Origin of the sequence: Lentzea sp. NPDC059081 (genome assembly GCF_042738015.1) — a bacterium.
Taxonomy (GTDB): Bacteria; Actinomycetota; Actinomycetes; order Mycobacteriales; family Pseudonocardiaceae; genus Lentzea.
Window position 1 is genome coordinate 485,076 of sequence record NZ_JBHYGW010000003.1, and the last position, 14,498, is coordinate 499,573.

A 14,498-nucleotide genomic window follows, 5' to 3' on the forward strand; every position below is an offset into this window, starting at 1 on the left:
CGGCGCCGTGGTGCCTCAGGACCCCGGCCACCAACGAGCCGTGCGGGGCGTCGAGAGGGGTGTCGAGCAACGCCACGACGCCCTCGCCCAGCAGCTCCGGCAGCCGCCCGCCGACGACCGGGCGCGAGGTGCCGATCATGATCGGGCACGCGAGGTGGACGTGGTTCGGCGACGCCCCGACCTCCCGGGCGATGTCGACGACCCGCACCCGATCGGGCGTTTTCAGGTGCATGCGGATCGCACCGGACACGATCTCCTCGTGCGAGTAGACACCTCGCAAGCGCTTGCGCACTCCAGGTGCGTCCGCTGGCAGCACTACCAGTTCCCCCGAACGGACCAAGCACTCGTTCGGCCCCGCCCGGTCGTGCACGTGTACCGGGCCGAGCGCACGGGCGGCGCGATCGGCCAGCTCAGAGAGGCTGTTGACCTGCTTGGGCGCGTCCACATCGGACACGATCCCCCGTCGCGGGACGGTCCACACGGGACCGAGGCGGCGATGTCACTCGATCCGATGACGACACAGACGGTGTTCACACCTGATCAGGGCAACACGGACAGCCGCACGTGTCCGCCCTTCCGAGTGTTTCCCGCCGAGTTGGTTCGCAAAGCCCTTCGCCAGTGCTAGACATAGCTCGACGTCGACCCCCGACGGCGCTGAGCGTTGGCGGTGGCCGCAACGGTGGACGGGTGGTGATCCTGTGGCGAGTGGTGGAGCTGTCGCGCTGCTGCTGCGGGCCGCCGCGCTCGGCGGGCTGACCGCCGCCGCCTGGCTGCTGGGCGGGACGAACGCCTCCGCCAGTCCGGAGGAGACTCCGCCGCCGGCCGTCGAGATCCCGGCCGCCGAAAGCACCGCCGCCGCACCGTCGCTCTTGGACGATCCCGGCGCCTGGGCCCAGGCGTTCACCGAAAAAGTGATGGATCGTCACGAACCGGCGAAGCTCGTCGTGGCACCACCGCCGGTCGTCAGCACGCCAGAGGAAGAGCCCGAACAGCAGGACGAGGGCCCGGTCCTCGACTTCACCGGCGGCTCGCAGGGCACCACGCGCTCCGGCAGCGTCTCCAACCAGGCGCCGCCCGAGGTGATCCAGGCCAAGGCCCAGGTCCGCGCCGCCCGCAAGGCCGCGAAGCTCGCCGCCGAGCTGCCACCCCCTCCTCCGCCACCTCCGCCCGCGCCGCCGGTCATCGCGGTCAAGCACGTCGTGCCGCTGCTGCCCGACCTGCCGCCTCCCGCGCCCGCGAAGACCGAGCCCGCACCGGTGAGCGACCTCACCTGGACCACTCCCGGACCTGACGCCCCGCTGCCCGCTCCGCAGCAGGCACCCGTCGTCTCGACGGTCTCCGCGGCGTCCGGTCACACCGACAACTCCGGCGGCACGCGCGGCGTGCTCGCCGTCCTGACGTCGCAGAACTCGCTCTTCCCTGCCACCACGTGGTCGGTCGAGGAGCGGCGCGACGGCACTGCGCCGGGCAGCATTCCCGGCCTGCCAGCCACGTCACCCGACTGAGTCCGGCAGGACAGGTCTGCCCTCTGCGCGATTTGTGACCGTCTCGTTCCGTCGCGCCAGTAACTCCTCACCGCATTTCCCGTTGTACGCAAGGAACCCAGTCTTCCCGAGCTGCCAACCGCGCCCTGGCAGGTCGGGTCTGGTCCGAGTGCCGCGCTGCCCCCGCAGTCTCGGACCACACGGGAAACCTGCGGACGGGGGACGTCAATCCCTGGGACGTTCCCCGCCGCAGGCCTCTCGTTGGCAAGTTCGTCGGCCCGGTCTCCACCGCTGCGGGAGACCGGGCCGACGTGTCTCACGCGACGGGCAGCGACAGGTCCGCGTCGGCGGGAAAACCAGTACCCGCAACGGATGCAGCGACCACACCCAAACGGCCGATCGCCTCCCGGAGCACTTCGGGCGACTGCGTGTACGGCACTCGGAGCATCTGCTCGCAGCCCCCGTGCACCGCGAACCGGGGACCGGGGACGAGCCGCACGCCGTGGTTCTGCGCCATCACGGCCACCCGCGTGCTGACCGGCCCGTTGAGGGCGCACCAGATCCCGAGCCCACCGGCCGGCACCTCGAAGCTCCACTGTGGACAATGTTCGCGCAGAGCCGCGACCGCCACGTCCCGCTGCGTCCGCGCCTCCTCGCGCCGTTGCCGCAGAGCGCTTTCCGGAGACTCCAGCAGCGCGGCCATCACGAGTTGCTCGAACACGGGCGTGCCCAGGTCGATCGCCGCCCGCGTCGACAGCAGCCGGTGCACGACGTCGGACGACGCCCTGATCCACCCGATCCGCAGTCCACCCCAGTGCGACTTGCTCGCGGACCCCAGCGTCACCACCGAGTCGCCACCGAACGCGGCCATCGGCAACGGCTCCGGCGAGTCGTCGAGTGAGAGCTCCACCAGGGTCTCATCGACGACGAATGGAGTACGGGCCTTGCGCAGCACGGCCGAGAGCGCCTCCCGCGTCTGCGACGACATCCGCAGCCCGGTCGGGTTCTGGAAGTCCGGGATCAGGTAGGCCAACCGGGGCCCTGCCTGCCGCAACGCCGCTTCGAACCCGTCGACGTCCCAGCCGTCGCCCAGCATCGGCACGGGCACCGGGATCCCGAACGACGCCCGCACCGCCTCCAGCGCGTTGGGGTAGCTCGGCTGCTCCACCAGCACCCGGTCACCGGGTCCGACGAAGAGCCGGAGCAGCAACGCCCACGCGTGCTGCGCCCCCGAGGTCACCACGATCTGGTCGGGCGAGGTCGGCAGGCCGCGCGCCGCGTACCGGTCCGCGATCCGCTGCCGCAGCACGAGCAGCCCCCGTTCGTCGTACCCGTGCGACGCGAGTTGCTCCGGCATCCGGTCCATCGCCAGCTCCATGGCGTGCCGCACGGACGGCAACGCCGCAGGCGCGGCGCGGGACAGGTCGATCAGCGTGTCGTCGGCGACGGTGATGCCACCCCCCGCCCCGACGGGTCCGCTGATCCACGACCCGGCCCCGCGCCGCGACTGCACCACCCCCTCGGCCCGCAGCTGGTCGAACGCCGCGCTGATCGTGGTGCGGCTCACGGGCAGCACCTCGGTGAGCTCGCGCTCGGACGGCAACCGGGTGCCGACGGGCAGCCGGCCGTCCGCGACCAGCAGTTTCATCGCCGCGACGAGGTCGGACGAGCACTGCCGGGGGATGCCCCGGCGCCACGACCCGAGCAGCTTCTCGAGCCGGGCACCCGATATACGTCCACCTGGTGGGAGCATGAGGCCAATTATCCCGAATTGGCTATGGATTACCAGGCCAATCGGAGCGCAGTATGGCCACATGGCCACATTGACCGCACTCGACCAGGTCTCCGTCCGGGTTGCCCCCGCCCGTCGCCTTCCCCAGCTCTTCGCAGGTCTGTGGCTCTACGGCGCGAGCATGGCGATGCAGATCCGCGCGACCCTCGGCCTGAACCCGTGGGACGTGCTGCACGAGGGGCTCGAGAAGCGCACCGGCCTGAGCTTCGGCCTCATCACCGCGATCACCGGTGTGCTGGTGCTGCTCACCTGGATCCCGCTCAAGCAGAAGCCCGGCATCGGCACCATCGGCAACGTCGTGCTGATCGCCGTCAGCGTGGACGTGACGCTCGCGATCCTGCCCGCGCCGGAGGGCCTCCTGCCCAGGATCGCGCTCATGACCCTGGGCATCGTCCTGAACGCCGTCGCGTTCGCCGCGTACGTCGGCTCCCGGCTCGGCACCGGCCCGCGCGACGGCATGGTGACCGGTTTCTGCCGTCGCACGGGCGTGTCCCTGCGCGTCACGAGGACCGTGGTCGAACTGCTCGTGCTCGGCACCGGCTGGCTGCTCGGCGGCACGATCGGCATCGGCACGATCCTCTACGCGCTCGCGATCGGCCCGCTCTCGCAGCTGTTCCTGCCCGCGCTCACGTGGCGCGAGCGCTCGCGGCCCGCTTGCGGATCTCCTCGTACGTGACGCCCCGATCGGTCAGCACCTCGGCCACGATCCCCTTGCCCTGCAGCAGTGCCAGCACGATGTGCTCGCCGCCCAGGTAGTTGTGGCCGAGGTCGCGGGCCTCGCGCAGCGACTTCTCCAGCGCCTTCTTGAAGTCGCTCTCCAACGGCATCCCGAACCACCGCTTGCGCGGCCCAGGCCGCAGCACGCCGGCACCGAGGGACTGCTCGACCGAGTCGATCACCTGGTCGACGTCGATCCCCAGGCCCCGCAACGCCTCCGCGTCTGCCTTGGTCAGCCCGCCCTTGCGCCGGTAGTCGCGGAACGCCGTCTCCAGCTCCCCGCGCGGCAGGTCGAACCCCGCCAGCACCGGCGCGTCGAGCAGCGCCAGCAGCAGGTGCTCGACGCCGACCTCGCCGGCGTGGACCCGTTCCGCCTCCCGCACGGCGGTCCTGACCGCCTCGCGGGCCTCCTTGGTGAACCTCTCCGCGATCATCATCGACCCCCGTGCTTCTTGTGCACCGCCTGGCGGGAGACCCCGAGCTCCGCCGCGATGTCCTGCCACGACCAGCCCTGGGCCCGCGCGCTGCGGACCTGGACCGCTTCCAGGTGTTCCAAAAGTCGCCGCAGCGCGGTGACGGCCCGCAACCCGACCTTCGGGTCGCGGTCTCCTGCCGCCGTGGCGAGATCCGTCGCTTCCGTCATGCTGTCAACGTACGTTGACAACCGCGATCCGTCAACCCAAGTTGACGGCTACGGTGAGGAAGGTGAAGATCGAGACCGCTGAACAGGCAGCGCCGGGCCGCGCTTCCGAGGATCGGATCCGGGTCACCTCCAACGCCGTCGTCGTCCTGGACGGCGTCACCTCGCAGACAAGGCCGCCCGACCGCAACGGCGGTTGGTACGCCACACAACTCGCCGACGAGCTGGTCCGGCTGCTCACGGACACCGACCCGCTGACCGACGTCCTGGCGCAGGCGATCGAGAACCTCGCCGCGGAGCACGGCCTCGTGCCCGGCGACGCACCGTCGTCGACGGCGTCGATCGTGCGCTGGAACGACGAGACGATCGACGCGCTCGTGCTGTGCGACACCCCGGTGGTCGCGTTCGGACAGACGACACACGTCCTCGAGGACACCCGGCTGCAGGACCTCCGCTCGCAGCCGGACATCCTGGCGTGGAAGAACAAACCGAACGGGTGGTGGGTCGCGGAGGCCGTACCCGCCGCCGGGCACCAGGCCGTGACGGCGCGCTGGCCGCGGTCCGAGATCCGGTCGGTGGTGGCTCTCACGGACGGCGTCTCGTGTGGAGTGTCGGAGTACGGGCTCTTCTCGTGGGAAGACCTCGCGGAAATGCCACTGGGTGAAGTGCTCGACCGAATCCACGAAGCAGAACGCGGTGATTCGGAACACTCGCGGTGGGCGCGCTACAAAACGCACGACGACCAGGCAATCGCCCGAATCACGCCATGACGAAAGAAGCCCCGCAGCACGCTGCGAGGCTTCTTTTCGAAGAAGGATGGCCAGGGGCGGGGTCGAACCGCCGACCTACCGCTTTTCAGGCGGTCGCTCGTACCAACTGAGCTACCTGGCCATGAGAACTAGATGAAGCGACCCAGACGGGACTCGAACCCGCGACCTTCGCCGTGACAGGGCGACGCGCTAACCAACTGCGCCACTGGGCCTTGCTTGGTGCTACCTTACCGTACTGCATCTACTGCTTTTCACTGCGTGCCCCCAACGGGATTCGAACCCGCGCGACCGCCTTGAAAGGGCGGGATCCTAGGCCGCTAGATGATGGGGACTAGCTGGTCTCTGGAAGCATCGTAAGCATATGCCATAGGTCCGCGCACCTCCAAAACGGGGGTGCCACTTCCGCGTTGACCTGCTCAAACCCGCCCTTGGACCGGGTCGGCCAGATCAACAAATGCCTGTTCACGGCTCGACGAGCCGTTCAGGCACTTTGTGTGATCCAGACAACTTCCAGCCGGCCGCCGTGACGCAGGGCAGAACGTGCCGCAGGACCTCGCGGACCCGGTCCGGGAAGTCGGCGCAGGACGTCGTCGCCGACGAGATGAGCCGCGCACCGAGAGTGGCGCCGCACAACGTCCGCGCCACCGCGTCCGGGTCGACGCCGGGGAGCAGATCTCCGCGCTCGCCCGCCTCGGCCAGATAGGTGGCGACGAGCTTCTCCCACATCACGTGCGAGGTCGGGACGCCCGGATACCCGATCTCGCGGTCGGCGTTGAGCCGCACGCCCGCGCGCAGCACGACGTCCGCCGCCATCCGGTCGGCCGACTCCACGAACATGCCGTGCAGAGCGCTCAACGGATCGAGGCCGCGGGCACGCCACGACTCCCGCACCTCGGCCCAGAACTCGCTCTGGCGTTCGACGAGCGCGACCGCCACCGCTTCCTTGGAGGGGAAGTGGAAGTAGAAGGCGCCCTTGGTGAGGCCGGCACGCGCGAGCACGGCGGTCAGCGACGTGCGGTCGTAGCCGAGGCGGTCGAACTCCTCGGCCGCCGCGCGGAGGATCGCCTCCCGTGTCGCATACGCCCGGTCCTGCTGGGGCATGGGGCCAGGTTAGCCGTTGCCGCGAAAGAGACCCGTGGGTATGTTTCGGGATGCGGCCCTGCTTCGGGAGACGCGCTCCGGGGGGTGCGCGTCTCGCGTCAGGGCCGCTTCCTCGTTCGCATCAGCTCACCGCTGCACGGGTGGCGTCGTGCCGTCCTCGCCCGGTGACAGTCCCAGCATGTCGAGCAGCATCCGGCAGTCCTCGGTGCCCAGTGCGCTCCGCGCGACGGCGAGCCGCGCCCGGTGGACCTGTTCGTCGGAGATCCGCGAAGGTTCTCCGCTGCGCTGGGCCGGCACGCTCGGCCCGCCCTGCCGCGACATGCCGTCATCCTGTGTGAACAGGAACTTCCGCACTTCCAGTGACCCGCTCATTGCACCCTCCCCGACTTGAGGTGTGGCCGCGAGGCTAAGCGACCTGGGACAACAGCCGCAGCCCCCCGCAGAGTGATTCCACCGCCACCCAGCGTTACTTTCCGTACTGGTCCGGTCCGTACCTCGTGGGGAACTGGCCAAGGGATGATGGACCGATGACTGACCCCACGCCGGAGCCTTCCCCCGAAGCAGAGGGCCAAAACGCGTCCCGGACACCCCCTTCGGTGGACCAGGAGGCGATCTTCAAGGCGATCAGCGGCATCGACGTGAACACCATCGACGCCGACATCGAGTCCGCCTTCGGGTCGCGGATGGCCGAGCTCGACAAGATGCTCGCGGGCCTCGACGACCTGGTCGACCAGATCGAGAAGAACATCCAGAACCTGGACCAGCCCAAACCCGACAGTCCTGAGTAGATCACTTACCCCAGGGGGGTATAGACTCGGAGTCCCGTGGAAGAGAGAAGGCTCCGATGTCCGTCACCGCCACCTACACCGTCACCGGCATGACCTGCGGCCACTGCGTCAGCTCCGTCACCGAGGAGCTGACCGAGGTCTCCGGCGTCACGGGTGTCGACGTCGTCCTGGAGACCGGCGCGGTCACCGTGACGAGCGACCGCGAGCTCGACCGCTCCGAGGTCGTCGCCGCCGTGACCGAGGCCGGGTACCAGGTCGCCTGACATGACCACGACCGAGCCCCACCACGTCGAGCTCTCCATCAGCGGCATGACCTGCGCCTCCTGTGCGAGGCGCGTGGAACGCAAGCTGAACAAGCTCGACGGCGTCTCCGCCACTGTGAACTACGCGACGGAGAAGGCCAGCGTTCAGTTCCCGGACACCCTGCGCGTCGACGACCTGGTCTCGACGGTGCGCGCGGCGGGCTACGACGCGGAGGAGCCGAAGCCGGAGACGCCGGACGAGTCCGGTGAGCTCGGCCTGAGGTTCGCCCTGGCGGCGGCGCTCGGGGTGCCGGTGATCGTGGTGTCGATGGTCCCGGCGCTGCAGTTCCCGGTCTGGCAGTGGGTGGCGCTGGCGTTGGCGAGCGTGGTCGTGTGGGTGTGCGGCTGGCCGTTCCACCGTGCGGCCGTCGTGAACGCACGGCACGGCGCGAGCACCATGGACACCCTCGTGTCGATGGGTGTCACGGTCTCGTACCTGTGGTCGCTCTACGCGTTGGTGCTCGGCGAGGCCGGGATGATCGGCATGCGGCACGAGTTCAGCCTGCTGCCCCGGCCGACCACCTCCGGTGACATCTACCTGGAGGTCGCGGTCGGCGTCACCGTGTTCCTGCTGCTCGGCCGCTGGCTGGAGGCGAGGTCCAAGCGCAGCGCGGGTGCGGCGATGCGGTCGCTGTTCGCGCTCGGCGCCAAGGACGTGGCGGTGCTGCGCGACGGCGTGGAGACCCGCGTCCCGATCGGTCAGCTCCGGGTCGGCGAACGGTTCGTGGTCCGTCCGGGTGAGCGCATCGCCACGGACGGCGCAGTGGTCGAGGGCAGCTCGGCCGTGGACGCCTCGATGGTGACCGGTGAGTCGGTGCCGGTCGAGGTCGGCGCCGGCGACCCGGTGGTCGGCGGGACGGTCAACGCGGGCGGCCGGCTGGTCGTCGAGGCCGCCAGCGTCGGCGCGGACACCCAGCTCGCCCGGATGGCTCGCATGGTCGAGCAGGCGCAGGCGGGCAAGGCGCAGGTGCAACGGCTGGCCGACCGGGTGTCGGCCGTGTTCGTCCCCGTGGTCGTGGTGATCGCGCTGCTGGCGTTCGGCGGCTGGCTGCTCGCGGGCAGGCCGCTCGAGTTCGCGGTGACGACGGCGGTGGCGGTGCTCGTGATCGCCTGCCCGTGCGCGCTGGGCCTGGCGACGCCCACGGCGCTGCTCGTCGGCACCGGCCGCGGCGCCCAGCTCGGAATCCTCGTGAAGGGGCCCGAGGTGCTGGAGTCGACGCGGCGCGTGGACACCGTCGTGCTGGACAAGACCGGCACGGTGACGACCGGCCGGCTGACCCTGGTCGACGTGATCGCGGTCGAAGGCGTGCCGCGCGACGAGGTTCTGCGTTTCGCGGCGGCCGTCGAGAACGCGTCCGAACATCCCATCGCCGCGGCGATCGTGCGCGAAGTCGATGAAGTGCTACCCGTTTCTCAGTTCGTTTCGACGGATGGCATCGGTGTCAGCGGAGTCGTCGAGGGACGGCACGTTGTCGTGGGCCGAGTGCGCGAGGTTTCCGTTCCGGCGGAATTGACCGAGGCCGCGGTTGCGCACGCCGATCGAACCGTTGTCGCGGTTTCCTTTGATGACAAGGTTGTCGGACTCGTCGTCGTCTCGGACGTCGTGAAACCCACGTCCGCGCAAGCGATCCGGTCCCTGCGCGCGCTCGGCCTGCACCCTGTGCTGCTCACCGGTGACAACGCCGCCGTGGCCGCCGCGGTCGCCGCCGAGGTGGGCATCGACGAGGTCGTCGCCGACGTGCTGCCAGGCGAGAAGGCCGCCGTGGTCCGGCGGTTGCAGGCTCAGGGCAAGGTGGTGGCGATGGTCGGCGACGGCGTGAACGACGCGCCGGCGTTGGCCGCGGCCGACCTCGGACTCGCCGTGGGAACCGGCACCGACGTGGCGATCGAGGCGAGCGACCTGACCCTCGTGCGCGGCGACCTGCGCGCGGCGGCGGACGCCATTCGGTTGTCCCGCAAGACCTTGGGCACGATCAAGGGGAATCTTTTCTGGGCTTTCGCCTACAACGTCGCTGGACTTCCGCTCGCGGCCCTCGGACTGCTCAACCCCATGATCGCGGGAGCCGCAATGGCGTTCAGCAGCGTGTTCGTGGTCAGCAACAGCTTGCGACTGCGGGGATTCCGTCCATCGGAGGCTTAAGAATCTCTCGGCGAACTCTCCCCAACGGCAACGTGCGCGTGCAACAATCCAAAAGCTGACACACCCCCGGTCAGCGCCTGTGGAGATCCCCTCCGGCCCCCGCGTTCCTCCCCCTGGCGCGGGGGCCTCCTCCGTTCTCCGTCCGGCTGCTCGGGCTTCGCCCTTCGCCGCCTTCCGGAGTCGGGTGTCCTCTGGGGGCCGAGCCCCCAGACCCCCAGCCGGAGGGGCTTCGCCCCCCGGACCCCCCGTAGGTTGCCCATCTCGTGCGGAACCCGGCCCTGGGTCTCGTAGGTTCACCGGCGCGTTCGGAACTCGTGCCCTTCGGGCACATCTGCCTCTTTCGCGGCTGTGTCGCCTAGTGGCTCGCGGCTGTGTCGTCCGGTGGCGGACATCCACTCTGGGTGGGTGTTTTCGACACGTTGGGATGAGGTGGGACACAGGGGTTTGGGTTCCGTGACCGAGCCGTTATCGTGTGTCGGTGCCTATCGGATCCCTTGGACGTTCCAAGTCCGGCCGTCACCGTCCTGCGGACGCACCGCAGCAGACGGAGACGTTGCCCGACGAGGAGCTGACCTCTTACCTGGCCGCCCTGGCCCCGGACTCGGACAACGAGACCACCGCCTCGGGCTTCGGCAGCGCCCAGGTGTACCAGCTGCGGTTGCAGCTGATGGCGAACGAGCAGCTCAAGGAGCTCGCCGCGGAGCGCCAGACCTCCCCGCAGGCCCTGGCCACGGAGTGGGTCATGCAGCGACTCGAGTGGGAAGCGCGTCAGCGCGGCCAGTAGTCGCGCCCGGAACGAGGAAGGACCCTCTGCCGAGCCCGGCAGAGGGTCCTTCTCACGTACGACTTCAGATGCGGCCGAAAATCAGATCGCGCGGACGTTCTGCGCCTGCGGACCCTTGGTGCCCTGGCCCACCTCGAACTCCACGCGCTGGTTCTCCTCCAGGGTCCGGAAGCCCTGACCCTGGATCTCCGAGTAGTGGACGAAGACGTCTGCGCCGCCGTTGTCCTGGGCGATGAAGCCGAAGCCCTTCTCGGAGTTGAACCACTTGACAGTGCCCTGTGCCATGTACCTGCCTCCATCGCAGGAAAGCTTGGGGCTGCACCGTGCAACCCCGGCCGTCCCGGGGGCGGTCAGTTCGCTCGGATGAGAGCGCACAGCACGCCCGCGTGTCGTTCCGCGAGCGTGTGAAGCACGAACACAGAAACCACGGCCTGCGCGGGTCAGCCTAACGTGTGATTGGTCATAGCACTACAGGTCATTACTGGTCGGTTCAGTGCCTCAACAGGGGGAAACCCGCTGGTCCGAGCGGGTGATCGCGTTTCGTCGAGCAACGTGCCGGACCCCCACGCGTCCTATCGGCATTGGACGAGGGGATCTTGGGGAGAGCACGTGTTCCGGCCGATGATTTTGGCTGTACTGCTGGGGTTGACCGCCTGCGGCGCCGCGCCCGACGCACCGTCGGCACCGGCTGCTCCGGTCGTGGAGAACAAGGCGAAGGCGGCACTCACCGTGACGCCCGAGTCGGGTGAGGGTGTCAGTCCGTCTGGACCTTTCCAGGTCGGCGTGACGGGTGGCGCGCTGACCGCCGTCGCGCTCACGGGTGCGGACGGCAGGGTCGTCAAGGGGGAGCTCACCGGTGACCGGTGGGTGGCGACCGAGGACCTGGGTTACGACAAGGCCTACACGTGGTCGGGCTCGGCCAAGGGGCAGGACGGCGCGGACGTGCCGGTCGCCGGGTCGTTCCGCACGGTGAAGCCGCAACGGCTGACGAACGCGTCGCTCAACGTCGGCGACCACCAGACCTACGGCATCGCGATGCCGGTCAAGGTCACCTTCAGCTCGCCGGTGCAGGACAAGGCGGCGGTGCAGAAGGCCATGACCGTGAAGACGTCCGTGCCGACCGAGGGCGCGTGGGCCTGGCTGTCGGACCGCGAGGCGCACTGGCGGCCGCGCGAGTACTTCAAGCCGAACACCGAGGTCTCGGTCGACGTCGACGTGTACGGGGTGCCGTTCGGGGGCGGCGCCTACGGTGCCGAGGACGTGCACGCCCAGTTCAAGATCGCCGACCGCTCGCTGGTGGCGAAGGCGAACACGCAGACGCACCGGTTCGAGATCTACCGCGACGGCGCGCTGCTGCACGACTTCCCGGCGTCGTACGGGATGGAGAACGACAAGCGGGCCGAGACCCGCGGCGGCATCCACGTGGTGCAGCAGAAGGAAGCCGCGCGGAAGATGTCCAACCCGGTCTTCGGCTACAAGGACGTCCCCGTCACCTGGGCGGTGCTGATCTCGCAGAACGGCGAGTTCGTGCACGAGAACAACGGCACGATCCCGTCGCAGGGCAGGGCGAACGTCTCGCACGGGTGCGCGAACCTGTCCGGTGCCAACGCGAAGACGTTCTACGACCTCACGATGGTCGGTGACCCGGTCGAGGTCGCCGGGTCCTCGCAGCAGCTGCAGGCGTCGGACGGCGACTACTACGACTGGGCGTTCGACTGGGCCACCTGGACGTCGAAGTCCGCCGTGTCGTCCTAGGGACTGGCTCTTCTCGGTGAACTAGCTCTTCTCGGTGATCTGGGGTGGTTGCGGGATCTCGTACCCCGACGGGCCGACGTTGCGTTCCAGCGCCCGCTTCCACTCCCCGCTCGAGATCATCTTCTCGATGGCCTCGTTGACGGCCTCGACCGACTTCGCGTCGCCCTTCGGCACGCCGATGCCGTAGCGCTCCTTGGAGAACGTCTTGCCGACGAGCTTGAGCAGCTCGGGGTTCTCCGCCGCGAAGCCGGCGAGGATGACCTCGTCGGTCGTGACGGCGTCGACGTTGCCCGCCATGAGAGCGATCACGCAGTCGGAGTACTGGCCGTACTCGACGATCTGCACGTTCTTGGAGTAGTCCGTCTTGACCTTCTGGGCGGACGTGGACCCCTTGACGGAGCACAGCTTGCGGCCGTTCATCGTCTCCGGCCCCTGGATGCCCGACTCGTTGTAGCGGACCAGCATGCCCTGGCCGGTCTCGAAGTACGGGCCGGCGAAGGCGACCTTCTGCTTGCGGGCGTCCGTGATCGAGTACGAGGCGATGATCAGGTCGGCCTCGCGGTTCTCCAGCATCGACTCGCGGGCGGCGCCGCGGGCCTCCTTGAACGTGATGCCGCTTTCCTTCACGCCGAGCTCGTTCGCCACGTACTTGGCGACCTCCACGTCGAAGCCGACGTACCGGCCGTCCAGCCGCCTCTCACTGAGGCCGGGCTGGTCGTAGCGGATGCCGATGGTCAGCTTTCCGGAGTCAGCACGTCCGATGACTGTGCTGGAGTCACCGCTCCCACAGGCGGTCGCGAAGACCGCGACGGCTGTCAGGAGCAAGGCACGACGGATCACGACAGGCCTTCCAAGCGAGACGGGGGAGTCGCCCGCAATGCTACGTACCTGCGACGATGATCAACTGTGACGTATGACATCTAGGGAAGATTCGACTTTTTCGGCGTCACATCCGTACCGAGTCGCGCGATCGCGTGCCGCAGGTGCCCTGGCGGGGCCAGTCTCCTGATCTTGCCCGGCACCAAAAGCGCAGCTCGGCGCATCATATTCACCCACAGGTCGGCGTGCCGGTACGGCTCGCGACCGTGCAGGTCGAGCGCCCAATCGGGCAACATCGAGTACGCCAGGTGGCCCACCAGGACCCGGTAGAGCGGGAGCCCGTGGCGGACGAAACCGCGCACGGGAGGGCCGTGCAAGAAGGTGTAGATCACATCGGATTCGGATGTACGGCGGAGCGAGGGGCGCATCCGTTCGAAGTAGTCGGCCATCTCACGACGCGATCCAGGTACTTCTTCCGGGTGCAATCCGACCAAACTCGCGGCGAATCGCTGTTCGGCGTAGTACAGGTCCTTCTGCCGGTTGGTCAGGCCGTATCCCGCGCGGTCGAGCACTGTTTCGAAGCACGAAACCTCCGAGCAATGCACCCACAACAGGAGTTCTGGCTCGTCGACGCGGAACGTCTGGCCGTCGACGACGCCGCGGAGGCTGCGGTGGGTGGCGCGCACCCGTGCCGCCGCGGTGGCGATCTCCTCGTCGGTGCCGTAGACGCCGAGCCCGACGAAGTCCGCCGTGCGCTTGAGCCGGCCGAGCGGGTCCGCCTGGAAGTTGGAGTTCTGGACGACCCCGGCGACGGCCTTGGGGTGCAGTGCCTGCAGGTAGAGGCTCGCGATCCCGGCGATCCACATCGTCGGGTCGGCGTGCATCTGCCAGCTCACGGAGCGCGGATCGGGCATGCGGACATCGTCGCGCGTGGCGAAGATGAAGACCATGGACCTGGACCAGGCACGGGAAGTGCTCCGCAGCCAGCACCGCGCGGTGTTCTGCGCGTTGAAGTCGGACGGCACGCCGTCGATGTCACCGGTGCTCGTCGCGTTGGACGACAACGGTGACGTGCTCGTCTCCACCAGGGAGACGGCGTACAAGACCAAGCAGGTGCGGCGCGACCCGAACGTCTGGCTGTGCGTGCTGCCGGACAGCTTCTTCGGCCGGTGGATCCAGATCTCCGGTACCGCGACCGTCGTGCCGCTGCCGGAGGCGATGGACCTGCTCGTGCGGTACTACCGGACGATCTCCGGCGAGCACTCCGACTGGAACGACTACCGCGCCGCCATGGAACGGGAGAAGCGAGTGGTGCTTCGCATTTCCCTGACCAGCGCCGGACCCGATAAGACGGGCTGATGGCAGGGCGGTAACACCGTTAGCGGGCACAACGATTCCACGGGGAC

At 68.8% G+C, this 14,498-nt stretch carries 17 protein-coding genes and 3 tRNA genes; 9 read left to right on the forward strand and 11 right to left on the reverse strand.

What is annotated here, in order from left to right; genetic code table 11:
• Nucleotides 1–698: 698 nt before the first annotated feature.
• On the forward strand, nucleotides 699–1,505 hold the full coding sequence (locus ACFWV3_RS10000; RefSeq protein ID WP_382410274.1) for a hypothetical protein: 807 nt from the start codon (nucleotides 699–701) through the stop codon (nucleotides 1,503–1,505).
• Nucleotides 1,506–1,800: 295 nt separating this feature from the next.
• Here the strand turns inward: ACFWV3_RS10000 and ACFWV3_RS10005 are convergent, their stop codons facing one another.
• Nucleotides 1,801–3,237, reverse strand: a complete 1,437-nt coding sequence (locus ACFWV3_RS10005) for a PLP-dependent aminotransferase family protein (protein WP_382410276.1) — start codon at nucleotides 3,235–3,237, stop codon at nucleotides 1,801–1,803.
• A 61-nt stretch (nucleotides 3,238–3,298) separates the two neighbouring features.
• On the opposite strand from ACFWV3_RS10005, the gene ACFWV3_RS10010 reads away from it, so the two are divergent.
• Entirely contained in the window at nucleotides 3,299–3,952 is a 654-nt protein-coding gene (locus tag ACFWV3_RS10010; RefSeq protein ID WP_382410278.1) for a YitT family protein, read from the forward strand.
• Here ACFWV3_RS10010 and ACFWV3_RS10015 read toward each other — a convergent pair.
• Nucleotides 3,903–4,430: a Clp protease N-terminal domain-containing protein gene (locus ACFWV3_RS10015; RefSeq protein WP_382410280.1), complete on the reverse strand. Its 528-nt coding sequence runs from the start codon at nucleotides 4,428–4,430 to the stop codon at nucleotides 3,903–3,905. The two genes, ACFWV3_RS10010 and ACFWV3_RS10015, sit on opposite strands and share 50 nt — an antisense overlap.
• Nucleotides 4,427–4,636, reverse strand: coding sequence for a helix-turn-helix domain-containing protein (locus ACFWV3_RS10020; RefSeq protein ID WP_045309630.1), 210 nt, complete (start codon nucleotides 4,634–4,636; stop codon nucleotides 4,427–4,429). Before ACFWV3_RS10020 ends, ACFWV3_RS10015 begins: the two co-directional genes overlap by 4 nt.
• Nucleotides 4,637–4,698: 62 nt before the next feature.
• Between ACFWV3_RS10020 and ACFWV3_RS10025 the strand changes: the two genes are divergently transcribed.
• Complete coding sequence (locus ACFWV3_RS10025; protein WP_382410282.1) at nucleotides 4,699–5,403, forward strand: protein phosphatase 2C domain-containing protein; 705 nt, start codon at nucleotides 4,699–4,701, stop codon at nucleotides 5,401–5,403.
• Nucleotides 5,404–5,450: 47 nt separating this feature from the next.
• Here the strand turns inward: ACFWV3_RS10025 and ACFWV3_RS10030 are convergent.
• The 5 genes from ACFWV3_RS10030 to ACFWV3_RS10050 form a co-directional block, all read right to left on the reverse strand.
• Nucleotides 5,451–5,524, reverse strand: a tRNA-Phe gene (locus ACFWV3_RS10030).
• A gap of 17 nt (nucleotides 5,525–5,541) precedes the next feature.
• Nucleotides 5,542–5,615 (reverse strand) — tRNA-Asp (locus tag ACFWV3_RS10035).
• 47 nt (nucleotides 5,616–5,662) lie between these two features.
• Nucleotides 5,663–5,735, reverse strand: a tRNA-Glu gene (locus ACFWV3_RS10040).
• Nucleotides 5,736–5,865: 130 nt separating this feature from the next.
• Entirely contained in the window at nucleotides 5,866–6,504 is a 639-nt protein-coding gene (locus ACFWV3_RS10045) for a ScbR family autoregulator-binding transcription factor (protein WP_382410284.1), read from the reverse strand.
• A 126-nt stretch (nucleotides 6,505–6,630) separates the two neighbouring features.
• Nucleotides 6,631–6,876: a hypothetical protein gene (locus tag ACFWV3_RS10050; RefSeq protein ID WP_382410286.1), complete on the reverse strand. Its 246-nt coding sequence runs from the start codon at nucleotides 6,874–6,876 to the stop codon at nucleotides 6,631–6,633.
• A gap of 155 nt (nucleotides 6,877–7,031) precedes the next feature.
• On the opposite strand from ACFWV3_RS10050, the gene ACFWV3_RS10055 reads away from it, so the two are divergent.
• The 4 genes from ACFWV3_RS10055 (at nucleotide 7,032) to ACFWV3_RS10070 (ending at nucleotide 10,518) form a co-directional block, all read left to right on the forward strand.
• The gene (locus ACFWV3_RS10055) at nucleotides 7,032–7,292 is read left to right on the forward strand and encodes a hypothetical protein (RefSeq protein WP_382410288.1); all 261 of its coding nucleotides are present in this window, start codon (nucleotides 7,032–7,034) and stop codon (nucleotides 7,290–7,292) included.
• Nucleotides 7,293–7,348: 56 nt separating this feature from the next.
• Nucleotides 7,349–7,555 (forward strand): heavy-metal-associated domain-containing protein, encoded by a 207-nt coding sequence (locus ACFWV3_RS10060; protein WP_382410290.1) that lies wholly within the window; start codon nucleotides 7,349–7,351, stop codon nucleotides 7,553–7,555.
• Nucleotide 7,556: 1 nt separating this feature from the next.
• A complete protein-coding gene (locus ACFWV3_RS10065; RefSeq protein ID WP_382410292.1) occupies nucleotides 7,557–9,734 on the forward strand; it encodes a heavy metal translocating P-type ATPase in 2,178 nt (725 codons plus the stop codon).
• A gap of 478 nt (nucleotides 9,735–10,212) precedes the next feature.
• A complete protein-coding gene (locus ACFWV3_RS10070) occupies nucleotides 10,213–10,518 on the forward strand; it encodes a hypothetical protein (RefSeq protein WP_382410294.1) in 306 nt (101 codons plus the stop codon).
• An 81-nt stretch (nucleotides 10,519–10,599) separates the two neighbouring features.
• On the opposite strand, the gene ACFWV3_RS10075 is transcribed toward ACFWV3_RS10070, so the two are convergent.
• Nucleotides 10,600–10,803, reverse strand: coding sequence for a cold-shock protein (locus ACFWV3_RS10075; RefSeq protein ID WP_030473173.1), 204 nt, complete (start codon nucleotides 10,801–10,803; stop codon nucleotides 10,600–10,602).
• 336 nt (nucleotides 10,804–11,139) lie between these two features.
• Here ACFWV3_RS10075 and ACFWV3_RS10080 point away from each other — a divergent pair, with 336 nt between their 5' ends.
• Nucleotides 11,140–12,273, forward strand: a complete 1,134-nt coding sequence (locus ACFWV3_RS10080; RefSeq protein ID WP_382410296.1) for an Ig-like domain-containing protein — start codon at nucleotides 11,140–11,142, stop codon at nucleotides 12,271–12,273.
• A 21-nt stretch (nucleotides 12,274–12,294) separates the two neighbouring features.
• On the opposite strand, the gene ACFWV3_RS10085 is transcribed toward ACFWV3_RS10080, so the two are convergent.
• Together ACFWV3_RS10085 and ACFWV3_RS10090 are read right to left on the reverse strand one after the other, a co-directional pair.
• Nucleotides 12,295–13,110: a glutamate ABC transporter substrate-binding protein gene (locus ACFWV3_RS10085; RefSeq protein WP_382410488.1), complete on the reverse strand. Its 816-nt coding sequence runs from the start codon at nucleotides 13,108–13,110 to the stop codon at nucleotides 12,295–12,297.
• An 83-nt stretch (nucleotides 13,111–13,193) separates the two neighbouring features.
• Nucleotides 13,194–14,042 carry an oxygenase MpaB family protein gene (locus tag ACFWV3_RS10090; protein WP_382410298.1) on the reverse strand — a complete coding sequence of 283 codons (849 nt, stop codon included), beginning with the start codon at nucleotides 14,040–14,042 and terminating at the stop codon, nucleotides 13,194–13,196.
• Here ACFWV3_RS10090 and ACFWV3_RS10095 point away from each other — a divergent pair.
• Nucleotides 14,041–14,451, forward strand: coding sequence for a PPOX class F420-dependent oxidoreductase (locus ACFWV3_RS10095; RefSeq protein WP_382410300.1), 411 nt, complete (start codon nucleotides 14,041–14,043; stop codon nucleotides 14,449–14,451). The genes ACFWV3_RS10090 and ACFWV3_RS10095 overlap by 2 nt on opposite strands.
• The last annotated feature ends 47 nt before the right edge of the window (nucleotides 14,452–14,498 follow it).

Excerpts from the sequence above, each read along its gene's own strand:
- ACFWV3_RS10045 (WP_382410284.1), bottom strand. The coding sequence starts at position 6,504 with ATGCCCCAGCAGGACCGGGCGTATGCGACACGGGAGGCGATCCTCCGC.
- ACFWV3_RS10010 (WP_382410278.1), top strand. The coding sequence starts at position 3,299 with ATGGCCACATTGACCGCACTCGACCAGGTCTCCGTCCGGGTTGCCCCC.
- ACFWV3_RS10055 (WP_382410288.1), top strand. The coding sequence starts at position 7,032 with ATGACTGACCCCACGCCGGAGCCTTCCCCCGAAGCAGAGGGCCAAAAC.
- ACFWV3_RS10080 (WP_382410296.1), top strand. The coding sequence starts at position 11,140 with ATGATTTTGGCTGTACTGCTGGGGTTGACCGCCTGCGGCGCCGCGCCC.
- ACFWV3_RS10090 (WP_382410298.1), bottom strand. The coding sequence starts at position 14,042 with ATGGTCTTCATCTTCGCCACGCGCGACGATGTCCGCATGCCCGATCCG.
- ACFWV3_RS10065 (WP_382410292.1), top strand. The coding sequence starts at position 7,557 with ATGACCACGACCGAGCCCCACCACGTCGAGCTCTCCATCAGCGGCATG.
- ACFWV3_RS10015 (WP_382410280.1), bottom strand. The coding sequence starts at position 4,430 with ATGATGATCGCGGAGAGGTTCACCAAGGAGGCCCGCGAGGCGGTCAGG.
- ACFWV3_RS10060 (WP_382410290.1), top strand. The coding sequence starts at position 7,349 with ATGTCCGTCACCGCCACCTACACCGTCACCGGCATGACCTGCGGCCAC.
- ACFWV3_RS10095 (WP_382410300.1), top strand. The coding sequence starts at position 14,041 with ATGGACCTGGACCAGGCACGGGAAGTGCTCCGCAGCCAGCACCGCGCG.
- ACFWV3_RS10020 (WP_045309630.1), bottom strand. The coding sequence starts at position 4,636 with ATGACGGAAGCGACGGATCTCGCCACGGCGGCAGGAGACCGCGACCCG.
- ACFWV3_RS10005 (WP_382410276.1), bottom strand. The coding sequence starts at position 3,237 with ATGCTCCCACCAGGTGGACGTATATCGGGTGCCCGGCTCGAGAAGCTG.
- ACFWV3_RS10050 (WP_382410286.1), bottom strand. The coding sequence starts at position 6,876 with ATGAGCGGGTCACTGGAAGTGCGGAAGTTCCTGTTCACACAGGATGAC.
- ACFWV3_RS10075 (WP_030473173.1), bottom strand. The coding sequence starts at position 10,803 with ATGGCACAGGGCACTGTCAAGTGGTTCAACTCCGAGAAGGGCTTCGGC.